Below are 10,401 nucleotides of genomic sequence, written 5' to 3'. Positions count from 1 at the left end.
ATACCCAGTCAAGCTGAGCACATGTTTTATATTGAAATATGAGCGAAATAGAAATCGAAGATTCATGAACTCCTATTTCTAACATAAGGGTCAGTGAACTAAACAAATTATATGGGTTATTTTGAGTGATAATTGGTATTATATTGAACTCAGCTTATTTAGAGAAATTGTGGTTTTGATAAGTATTCATTTTGAGGTGAAGTGCTCAAGGTAATACATGATAATATTATTGAGTTTATTCTTAAAGTGAGTTTGTCTTAATTGAACTCAATTTATGTAAAGTAGAAAGAATTAGGCTTTATTTTCTGTACAAGAAATAATTATTCACCAAATCTATATACATCTGTTTGGCTTCATCTTCACTAATATTTTTAGCTTGAAACAGGGCATTGGTTTTAAAAGCGTTAATTATGGGTTTTTTGCTTTTAGGTCTGCCATAGTCATTGGTAGCCTTTTTGTAGTACGCGTAAAGCTTTAAAAGGGTATCGGCAGGAAATGGAGCTGTATGTGCATTTACTCTGCTAACAGCTTTTTGAAACTCTATGTCTAGCTTTTTATTGGTCATTAAATTTCTGCAATAATACTTTCGCCACCGCGAACTTTTTCATTAAGTTTCACTTTAACATTGGTATCTATGGGTAAAAATAAATCGACTCTGGACCCAAATTTTATAAAACCGGAATCTCCACCTTGTTGCGCCTTATCATTTAATTTAGCATAGTTTACAATGCGTTTTGCTAAGGCACCTGCTATTTGCCTGTAAAGAACTTTACCATAGGTTTCATTTTCTACAACAACTGTGGTACGCTCATTTTCTTCGCTTGCTTTAGGATGCCATGCTACTAAATATTTACCTGGATGATATTTACTATAAATAACACTACCACCAATTGGATAACGTGTAACATGTACATTTATTGGTGACATAAACACGCTTACTTGTAAGCGTTTTTCTTTAAAATATTCCTTTTCAAAAACTTCCTCAATAACAACAACCTTTCCATCAACAGGCGAAGTTACTTGTTTGTTATTAATTGAAGTATAGCGTTTTGGGTTTCTAAAAAACTGAAGTATAAGTATTAAAAATACCAGTAGAACTATTAGGATGAAAGTTTTTAGCCATTCAATATCAATGAAATAGTCAACCAGTAAAAAGGATGCTATAACTATTATAAAAGTTATTAATATAATTTTGTGGCCTTCTTTATGAAACATATTGTAAAATCCTTAAAAATAAATATATAAACGGAGCAGCAAAAATAATACTGTCTAATCGATCTAATAATCCACCATGTCCGGGCATAATAACCCCACTGTCCTTTACATTAGCCTGTCTTTTAAATTTAGATTCTATTAAGTCTCCTAAGGTTCCAAACACACTAATAATAATACTTAAAATTAGCCAGCTTGTAAAGCTTAAAAACTCTGTAAAGGTAGCAATAAAATAACTTGCCAGACACGAAAAAAACAAACCACCGAGAAAACCTTCTACAGTTTTTTTAGGTGAAATTTTTTCAAAAAGCTTTTGTTTTCCAAAATTTTTACCAACTAAATAAGCAAATGTATCGTTTACCCAGATTAAAATGAAAGACCCTAATAATATATTCGCATTATAGTTTTCATGATAATTGGCTATAAAAATAAAGAATACAAAAGCACTTGATAAATAAAAGGTTGTAAGAATAAATCCTTTTGAAGCAAAAAGCGGAATTGTTTTTTCTGAAAATAAATCTTTTATTAAAAATAAATTAACAAAAATATTAAGTACCATAAGTATTTGAGTGGCTTCATCTAATCCAGTGTTAGTACTTAAAACCGATTGCCAATATCCGAAAATTGCATAAAGTATAATAAAAACAAAGTAGGGGATGTAACTTTTAAGATGAATGAGTTTTTTAAATTCGCCTATGCAAACTAAACCAAAAACAAAAAAAAGAGCTATTAAAAGTTGTTTGTAATTAAGACATAGAATTAATAACGAGACATATAGCAACCCGGAAAGTGATCGAATAAGAATTTCTTTCATTCTACAAATCTTCTAAAAGTAGCAGGTAAAGATTTTTTGCACTACTACCATAACTTAGAAAATCTTTTTCATCGCCAGATTTAAAATGTTTTATGGTTGTAATATTGGTTGGGATTTTTTGTCTGTTTTTAGATTTTATACCACGTAGTCCCTCTCCAATGTTTTCGACAATCTGGCTAGTAGTAGCATATACAATAAAGTTTATAGGCAATTCAGTAAGTTTTTTTTCGAAAATTTGCTTAGAAGATATAAGCAATGATCCATCATTTGCAATAAGGTTTTCGCAAGTTGTTAAAAAATAGGTCGAATCGTTTATCTTATTCGTATTTTTTAAATTAGAGTTTGAAAATTTACCTTTTAAATTATCATCAAACAACAAACCATTTTTTTCTTTCCAATTATTCTCCTCAAGAATATGTTCTAAATTGTTAAATATTTCGTTTAAATTTTCGCAATACAAGAACTTACCTCCATTAGCTTTAAAGTTTATCGTAAACCTTTCGTCTATTGGTAGCTTTATTTCTGGCATATATTTGCCCCTATTGTCAGATTTTAATTCTTTTCCTGAATGCTCAGATTTCGAACCAAAAATTTTTCTAAAAAGACTCATTTAGTAGTGGCTATTAAGAGAATTCTTTTTGAGGTTTATCAAATATAAAAAATCTTAAATTAACCATACGATTAATTTAAGATTTTTACTTAAAGCTTAGTAAAATAATATGTTTACTATGCTATTTATCTAAGTTTTCTCGTTCTTCTTTTTCAAAAGCACGTTTTCCAAATATTTTTTCCAGATTATCTTTGAAAATAACTTCCTTTTCAAGAAGCACTTCAGCAAGCTCTGTTAACTTATCTTTATTGTCTTCAAGAAGTTTGATAGCACGCTGATATTGCTTTTCAATAATATCTGAAATTTCTTTATCAATCAATTCCGCAGTTTGTTCGCTATAAGGTTTTGTAAAGCCGTATTCACTTTGTCCGGAATCATAATAAGTTAAATTTCCGATTTTACTACTTAGCCCATATATAGTAACCATGGCTCTAGCCTGTTTAGTTACTTTTTCCAAATCACTAAGTGCTCCTGTAGATATTTTATCAAAAATTACTTTTTCGGCAGCACGACCACCAAGAGCAGCACACATTTCATCCAGCATTTGTTCTGGTCGAACAATTAAACGTTCTTCTGGTAAATACCATGCAGCACCTAACGAACGTCCACGAGGAACAATAGTAACCTTTACCAATGGTGCAGCATGTTCGAGCATCCAGCTTACAGTAGCATGACCTGCTTCGTGATAGGCAACCGCTTTTTTCTCACTTGGTGTTATTATTTTATTTTTCTTTTCTAGTCCGCCAATAATTCTATCTACCGCATCAAGAAAATCTTGTTTGTCAACTGCTTTTTTACCGTTTCTGGCGGCAATTAAAGCGGCTTCGTTACATACATTAGCAATATCTGCCCCAGAGAATCCGGGTGTTTGTTTTGAAAGAAAGTCGGTATCTAAATCTTTTGCTTTTTTTAAAGGCCTTAAATGTACTTCAAAAATTTCTTTACGTTCGCGAACATCTGGTAAATCAACAAATATTTGTCTATCAAAACGTCCGGCACGCATTAATGCTTTATCTAAAATATCAGCTCTATTCGTGGCAGCTATTACAATAACATTTGTATTAGTGCCAAAACCGTCCATTTCGGTTAATAATTGATTTAGTGTATTTTCACGTTCATCATTACTACCAGACATAGCATTCTTTCCTCTGGCACGACCAATAGCATCTATTTCATCTATAAAAATTATAGAGGGCGATTTTTCTTTGGCTTGTTTAAATAAATCTCGAACACGAGACGCACCAACACCAACAAACATTTCAACAAAATCTGAACCTGATAATGAGAAGAAAGGTACTTTAGCCTCTCCCGCAACAGCTCTGGCTAATAAAGTTTTTCCTGTACCCGGAGGTCCTACAAGTAATGCTCCTTTTGGAATTTTACCACCAAGAGTTGTGTATTTTTCTGGAAATTTAAGAAAGTCTACAATTTCCTGAACCTCTTCTTTAGCACCTTCTAAACCGGCAACATCTTTAAAGGTTGTTTTTACTTCGGTGTTTTGGTCGAAAAGCTTTGCTTTAGATTTTCCAATATTAAAAATTTGTCCACCACCACCGGCTCCGGCACCACCAGACATACGTCGCATAATAAAAATCCAAACCCCTATAAGTAAAATAAAAGGAAGTATACCCATTAAAAGATTTCCCCAATCATTGGTTTCTGTATCAAACGTTACGATGGGTTTAACTGCTAAATCTTTTGTGGCCTCATTTAAGCGATTTTCAAAATTTTGAAGATCACCAAATTCAAACTTATAGTTTGGTAATTTTGTAGCGGAAGGTATTAGAGTTGTTGGTTTTGAGTTTTTATGAGCCTCTTTAGTCTCGGCATCTGTGGTTAAATAAACTCTAGCTACACGCGTGTTTTTTACAATATCAACTTTTTCAACATCTCCATCTTCTAAAAACTTAAAAAAGTCTGAAGGTGTGGTCATATTACCATCTTGATAACCTCCATTGTTAAATAATTGAAAGCCTAAAAAAACAGCTATTAATATGCCGTAAATCCAGTATGGACTAAATTTTGGTTTTTTGTCTTTTATATTTTTTTTATCGTTTGCCATCTGATTTTTTTAGTAGCTGGTTTCTATAACTGTTGTTTTTGCATCTCCCCAAAGACTTTCAATGTCATAATACTCTCTTATGTGTTTTTGAAATACGTGTACTACAATATTAACATAATCTATTAAGACCCATTCAGCGTTATCTAAGCCTTCTGTATGCCAAGGATTGTCTTTAAGTTCTTTGCTTACTTTTTTTTGTATTGAATTAACTATGGCGTTTACTTGCGTGTTTGAAGTTCCCTCACAAATTATAAAGTAATCACAAACCGTATTATCAATCTCCCTTAAATCTAAAATATTTATTTCTTTACCTTTAACATCTTCTATGCCACTAATTACTACGGATATTAATTGGTCTGTGCTTATATTTTCTTTCGCCATTAATTTTATTTAATTTATGCAAAGTTATTATTTTTTTAGTTCTTTATACTTTAAAATAATCATAAGATTTTAGAGAGACTGAATAACTTCAATATGCTTATAATCAAACTTAATGCCATCGACTCTACAAATAGCTATTTACGAAAGCTTAGTGCTGTGGAAATTGTAGAAGATTATACGACAGTTATTGCCAAAAAACAGACACAAGGGCGCGGGCAAATGGGAACCAAGTGGAGCTCGCAAACATCTAAGAATCTTACGTTTAGTGTATTTAAGGATGTTTCTGAGTTTTGCTTAGAACACCCTTTTTATATTAGTGTTGTTACCTCGTTAGCTTTGCTGAAGACACTTCAATTTTTTTCAATTCCTCGATTAAGTGTAAAATGGCCAAACGACATTTTGTCAGAAGACAAGAAAATTTGTGGTATTTTAATTGAAAATGTCATAAAACAAAACAACATCAATGCGTCTATTATAGGTATTGGATTGAATGTAAACCAAACCGAATTTAAAAATTTACCCAAAGCGTCATCGTTAAAAACTATGACAGGAAAAGTTTTTGACTTGGATGAGATCGTTAATAAAATTCTAGAAAATTTAGAACATTATTTTCTTCTTTTAAAGAAAGGGCATCATGATGTTTTAAAAAAAGACTATGAAACCTATTTGTTTAGAAAAAATAAACCTTCAACATTTAAAGATGAAGAAGGTATGGTGTTTTCTGGTTTTATAAAAGGAGTTTCCGGGTCTTCTGGAAATCTTCAGGTTTTATTAGAAGATGATATTATAAAAGAGTTCGATTTAAAAACGATTACGCTTTTATACTAAATAGCGTTTGGAATACTGGTAACAAGCGTTTCAATAAATTTACTAATAGGACCTTTTATCATCGTTGCCATCATTGGATTAAAGTCACCTGTGAATTCTAACTCTACATCGCTGGAAGTTTCGTTAATCTCAACAATATTTCCAACAAGAGAAAAATCCAGTTTTCCTCCAGCAGCTCCTAAAACTATTTTATTTGGAGCTATGGCTTCTTTCTTTTTAAGAATAATTTCTGGCATGCCTTTTAAAGCAAATAAGAATTTGTCATCTCCTAAAACTTCAAATTTGCTAATATTTTCGGGCATTAAAGACTCGAAATTTTTAACATCAGATAAAAAATTAAATACCTCTTGTGGTGATTTGCTAATGTTGATTTTTGGAGATTTTAAATTCATTTCTTTATTGTTTTCTTTTGTTTAATGGCGTTTTGTTTTTTACCTAAATGGCTTTATAACTAAACAGTACATGCATTTATCATATCAATCAGCGTTCCATTCTGCCGGATTGCTATTCCACTCCGATAATGTTTTTAGTTCTGTTTCAGAAATATAATTGGTGTCTAAAGCTTGTTCCAATAGGCTATCATAGCTACTTAAAGTTTGAAGCTCAATGTTTTCTTTTTCAAAATTTTTAGCAGCAACTTCAAAACCATAAGTAAAAATAGCAATCATGCCTTTTATATTTATATTTGCTTCTTTTAAAGCTTTTACAGCATTTAGGCTACTTTTTCCTGTGCTTATTAAATCTTCAACAACAACAACATGTTGACCGCCTTCAATATGCCCTTCTATTTGGTTTTTTCTACCATGACCTTTAGCATCAGGTCTTACATAAATAAAAGGTAACCCCAAATAGTCTGCAACTAGCATACCAATGCCAATAGCACCGGTAGCAACTCCGGCAATAGCATCAGGTTTGCCATATTGTGCTTCTATTTGTTTGGCCATTATTTCGCGAATATAATTACGAATTGGTGGAAACGATAGTAAGATGCGATTGTCACAATAAATGGGAGATTTCCACCCAGATGCCCAAGTAAATGGTTCTTTTGGACTAAGTTTTATAGCATTAATTTGTAATAAAACCTCTGCGGTTTTTTTGGCGGTTTCTTTGTTAAAAATCATAGATACAAAATTACGGATAAATTTAATTTTATTTAACAGTTGTTTTATGAATAAAAAATATTTTTTCAACAATGACCAGATTGTAATGAAAAATGATATTTTTACCATACTGTAATTGTTATTAGCAAGTATGTACAAAGTTTTCGTTGGTGATAAACCTATCATATTAACAACTAAAGTTGAGCAAGAGGTTAACTTTAAGAACTATTTACTTGATACTGTGAATATTGGAAAGGTTATAAAAGAGCTTGATAAAACTTCTTTGAAAGAAGTACGCCTTATTCATAAAAATGAAAGTAAGCTTTTAAAAAAGTTCTTAAAAAAATTACCTAATGTTATAGCTGGTGGAGGCAAAGTATATAATGACAATAAGGATATTCTTTTTATATATAGAAATGATAAATGGGATTTACCCAAAGGAAAAGTAGAAGGCAATGAAACTATTGAGAAAACTGCCATTAGAGAAGTATCTGAAGAGACTGGTGTTGGTGGACTGGAAATTACAAAACCTCTAGAAACTACTTATCATATTTTTAAACGTAATGGACGGCATAAAATAAAAATAACTTATTGGTTTGAAATGAAAACGAGTTTCAACGGTAATTTGTATGGGCAAGAAGAAGAGGGGATTACTAAAGTTGAATGGTTAAATATGAATCAAGCTAAGAAAGCTCTAGAGAACTCTTATGCTAATATTAAGTTGTTGGTCTAAATATTAAGTTGTTGGTCTAAAAAACGTTATAGAGATTTGATGTTTACATAAGAAAATCAGGTCTTTGTCTTGCGTAACTTGTTGATTGTCTAAATGTTATTGTTGTCGTTGGGTTTTTTACGACTTTTGTCGGTTCATAAAAAAGATTAATATGAAAAGTTGTAAATTGTCTTTTGCCACAGCATATATTATAAGAAATAATCTAGCAGAATTAATTGTTAATGAAGGAATAGAAGTAGATGAAGTCATGGTTGATGAGATTCATGATTTTTTGCTAACTAATTTAGAAGCTCCATTTTCATTATTTGTTAATAAGAAGCATTCTTATAGTTATACTTTTCAAGCTCAAAGAAAGATTGTTAGTTTAGACGAGATTAGTACCATTGCTATTGTTGTTACATCTAGTGGGGCATTAATGTCTGCTGAAATGCTAATGAATATTAGTGGCGATTTAGCTCAAAAAATTAAGGTGTTTCAAGAAAGGGAAGAAGCCCTAACATGGTTAAATGGCGGATGATGTTTTAGTTCTTTACTAAATCGTTAAAGTAGATTTCCTTATCAAAATATGTAAGACTTATTGCTTCTCAATATTTTAAATGTAAATTTGCACCTTCAAAAAATAAACCATGACAGAATTTATAAGAAAGCGCACAGCTAATGCTAAAAACGATATTTTAAGCGGATTAACAGTAGCTTTAGCTTTGGTGCCCGAAGCTGTTGCTTTTGCTTTTGTTGCAGGTGTAGACCCTTTAGTAGGACTATATGCTGCTTTTATGATTGGTTTAATTACGGCTATTTTTGGAGGTCGCCCGGGAATGATTAGTGGTGCAACCGGAGCTCTGGCCGTTGTTATGGTAAGTTTGGTTGCAGAAGGAAATGCCTTTGGGGCAGAAGGAGAAAACCTTGGTCTTTATTATTTGTTTGCTACAGTAATCTTAATGGGCATTATACAAATGCTTGCTGGTGTTTTTAAGCTTGGAAAGTTTGTAAGATTGATTCCGCATCCGGTTATGATGGGGTTTGTAAATGGATTGGCTATCGTCATTTTTTTAGCACAGTTAAAAATGTTTAAAGATGTTAATGGCGATTGGTTTACTGGCTCTCAAATGTGGCTTATGTTAGGTCTTGTAGCTTTAACTATGGGGATTATGTTTGGCTTACCTAAACTTACTAAAAAGTTACCGGAAGCTTTAATCGCTATTTTGGTGGTATCTGCTATTGCCATTTTAGGTAATTTTGATGTGGCAACGGTTGGTAGTTTTATTCGTGATGGCGGTGGAGAAGGTTTAAAAGGAGGCTTGCCACAATTTCAAACAGATATATTTAGTAAAGTGCCATTTAATTGGCAAACGATAAGATTTATTGGTCCTTATGCTTTAATATTAGCTGCTATTGGTTTAATTGAGTCTTTAATGACATTAAACCTTGTTGACGAATTAACAGATACTAGAGGAAATACCAATAAAGAGTGTATGGCACAAGGAGGTGCTAATATTATTACAGGATTATTTGGTGGTATGGGAGGTTGTGCCATGATAGGACAATCGCTTATTAATATTAAGGGAGGCGGACGTGGCAGATTGTCTGGTATTGTTGCTGCTCTGGCTTTATTAGCTTTTGTTTTATTTGCATCCGGACTTATTGAGCAAGTACCAATTGCTGCTCTAGTAGGTGTTATGTTTATGGTTGTAATAGGCACATTTGCATGGAGTAGTTTTAGAATTTTAAATAAAATTCCGGTTACCGATGTTATTGTTTTAATAACCGTATCTGCTCTAACTGTTATTTTCGATTTAGCTATCGCTGTTATTGCAGGTGTTATTATAAGTGCTTTGGTATTCTCATGGGAAAATGCAAAGCGAATTAGAGCTAGAAAACGCATTCGTGAGGATGGCACTAAAATATACGAAATTTGGGGGCCTTTATTCTTTGGGTCTATTATAGCTTTTAATGAAAAGTTTGATGTAAAGAATGATCCGAATCAAGTAGAAGTAGACTTTGTGGAATCTCGAGTTAGTGATCATTCTGCTATAGAAGCTATTTTTAATTTGGTTAATAAATATGAAGCTGAAGGTAAATCAATTAGACTAAAACATTTAAGTGAAGATTGTAAGATTTTGTTATATAAATCCAGTCCGAAATTTAGAGAAGTTATTATTGAAGATATTGATGACCCGCGTTACCATTTAGCTGAAAATCCAGAAGCTTTTACTAAAGGACTTTCTGAATATAAGTTGTAAACTTGTTCAGTGTTCGTTTTTTTATAAGGGATAAAAAATACAAGGTTTTGCAACCAAATTCCAAAAGTATAATCCCTAACGCATAGGTCTTTTTAACTGTTCCTTTACGCGATCAAAAGGTTTTTTACTGGAACGTTCTCATCTGTAAATTTTGTGCTTCTTGCCTTTATTGGCTTCAAGTTTCGCTTCTTTTTCGCGCTTGTCTTTAACCCAATTAAATCTCTTTTTAACGTAAATTTTCGATTAAAAAAGCTTCTCGATACAAAATTCTTTCAGAATTTCACTACCATTGACGTTATTTTATAATTAATTGTTTTTCAGTATTTTAATTTATCTAATATGTCACGTTGAGTACTTCGACTATGCTCAGCATAAACTAAAGTCGAAACGCTTTAAAGGTAATAACTAACAAGTCCTTCGA

General features: G+C 32.0%; 12 protein-coding genes. 4 read left to right on the top strand and 8 right to left on the bottom strand.

Features of this window, described 5'->3' with window-relative positions:
- Nucleotides 1–298: 298 nt before the first annotated feature.
- The 6 genes from Q4Q35_RS03160 to rsfS all read right to left on the bottom strand — a co-directional run bounded on the left by Q4Q35_RS03160 (nucleotide 299) and on the right by rsfS (nucleotide 5,079).
- Nucleotides 299–565, bottom strand: a complete 267-nt coding sequence (locus Q4Q35_RS03160; protein ID WP_303276476.1) for an acyl-CoA-binding protein — start codon at nucleotides 563–565, stop codon at nucleotides 299–301.
- Nucleotides 565–1,215, bottom strand: coding sequence for a phosphatidylserine decarboxylase family protein (locus Q4Q35_RS03155; RefSeq protein WP_303276475.1), 651 nt, complete (start codon nucleotides 1,213–1,215; stop codon nucleotides 565–567). Before Q4Q35_RS03155 ends, Q4Q35_RS03160 begins: the two co-directional genes overlap by 1 nt.
- Nucleotides 1,205–2,026, bottom strand: coding sequence for a phosphatidate cytidylyltransferase (locus Q4Q35_RS03150; protein WP_303276474.1), 822 nt, complete (start codon nucleotides 2,024–2,026; stop codon nucleotides 1,205–1,207). Before Q4Q35_RS03150 ends, Q4Q35_RS03155 begins: the two co-directional genes overlap by 11 nt.
- 1 nt (nucleotide 2,027) lies before the next feature.
- Complete coding sequence (locus tag Q4Q35_RS03145) at nucleotides 2,028–2,636, bottom strand: LUD domain-containing protein (RefSeq protein WP_303276473.1); 609 nt, start codon at nucleotides 2,634–2,636, stop codon at nucleotides 2,028–2,030.
- Between the two features lie 121 nt (nucleotides 2,637–2,757).
- Nucleotides 2,758–4,698: an ATP-dependent zinc metalloprotease FtsH gene (gene ftsH, locus Q4Q35_RS03140; RefSeq protein ID WP_303276472.1), complete on the bottom strand. Its 1,941-nt coding sequence runs from the start codon at nucleotides 4,696–4,698 to the stop codon at nucleotides 2,758–2,760.
- A 9-nt stretch (nucleotides 4,699–4,707) separates the two neighbouring features.
- Nucleotides 4,708–5,079: a ribosome silencing factor gene (rsfS, locus tag Q4Q35_RS03135; RefSeq protein ID WP_303276471.1), complete on the bottom strand. Its 372-nt coding sequence runs from the start codon at nucleotides 5,077–5,079 to the stop codon at nucleotides 4,708–4,710.
- A gap of 93 nt (nucleotides 5,080–5,172) precedes the next feature.
- Here rsfS and Q4Q35_RS03130 point away from each other — a divergent pair, with 93 nt between their 5' ends.
- Nucleotides 5,173–5,907, top strand: a complete 735-nt coding sequence (locus Q4Q35_RS03130; RefSeq protein ID WP_303276470.1) for a biotin--[acetyl-CoA-carboxylase] ligase — start codon at nucleotides 5,173–5,175, stop codon at nucleotides 5,905–5,907.
- Here Q4Q35_RS03130 and Q4Q35_RS03125 read toward each other — a convergent pair.
- Both Q4Q35_RS03125 and pyrE read right to left on the bottom strand, forming a co-directional pair.
- Nucleotides 5,904–6,299: an SRPBCC family protein gene (locus Q4Q35_RS03125; RefSeq protein WP_303276469.1), complete on the bottom strand. Its 396-nt coding sequence runs from the start codon at nucleotides 6,297–6,299 to the stop codon at nucleotides 5,904–5,906. The two genes, Q4Q35_RS03130 and Q4Q35_RS03125, sit on opposite strands and share 4 nt — an antisense overlap.
- A gap of 84 nt (nucleotides 6,300–6,383) precedes the next feature.
- Nucleotides 6,384–7,028 carry an orotate phosphoribosyltransferase gene (gene pyrE, locus Q4Q35_RS03120; RefSeq protein WP_303276468.1) on the bottom strand — a complete coding sequence of 215 codons (645 nt, stop codon included), beginning with the start codon at nucleotides 7,026–7,028 and terminating at the stop codon, nucleotides 6,384–6,386.
- Between the two features lie 130 nt (nucleotides 7,029–7,158).
- On the opposite strand from pyrE, the gene Q4Q35_RS03115 reads away from it, so the two are divergent.
- From Q4Q35_RS03115 to Q4Q35_RS03105, 3 genes are all read left to right on the top strand, one after another.
- Nucleotides 7,159–7,740, top strand: coding sequence for an NUDIX hydrolase (locus Q4Q35_RS03115; protein WP_303276467.1), 582 nt, complete (start codon nucleotides 7,159–7,161; stop codon nucleotides 7,738–7,740).
- A gap of 151 nt (nucleotides 7,741–7,891) precedes the next feature.
- Entirely contained in the window at nucleotides 7,892–8,257 is a 366-nt protein-coding gene (locus Q4Q35_RS03110) for a hypothetical protein (protein WP_303276466.1), read from the top strand.
- Nucleotides 8,258–8,366: 109 nt separating this feature from the next.
- The gene (locus tag Q4Q35_RS03105; protein ID WP_303276464.1) at nucleotides 8,367–9,980 is read left to right on the top strand and encodes a SulP family inorganic anion transporter; all 1,614 of its coding nucleotides are present in this window, start codon (nucleotides 8,367–8,369) and stop codon (nucleotides 9,978–9,980) included.
- Nucleotides 9,981–10,401: the final 421 nt, after the last annotated feature.

This window comes from Flavivirga aquimarina (assembly GCF_030540835.1).
In the GTDB taxonomy this organism is placed as follows: Bacteria; Bacteroidota; Bacteroidia; order Flavobacteriales; family Flavobacteriaceae; genus Flavivirga; species Flavivirga aquimarina.
Note: the sequence above shows the minus strand (reverse complement) of the source record. Positions and strands in the feature narration are given on the sequence as shown.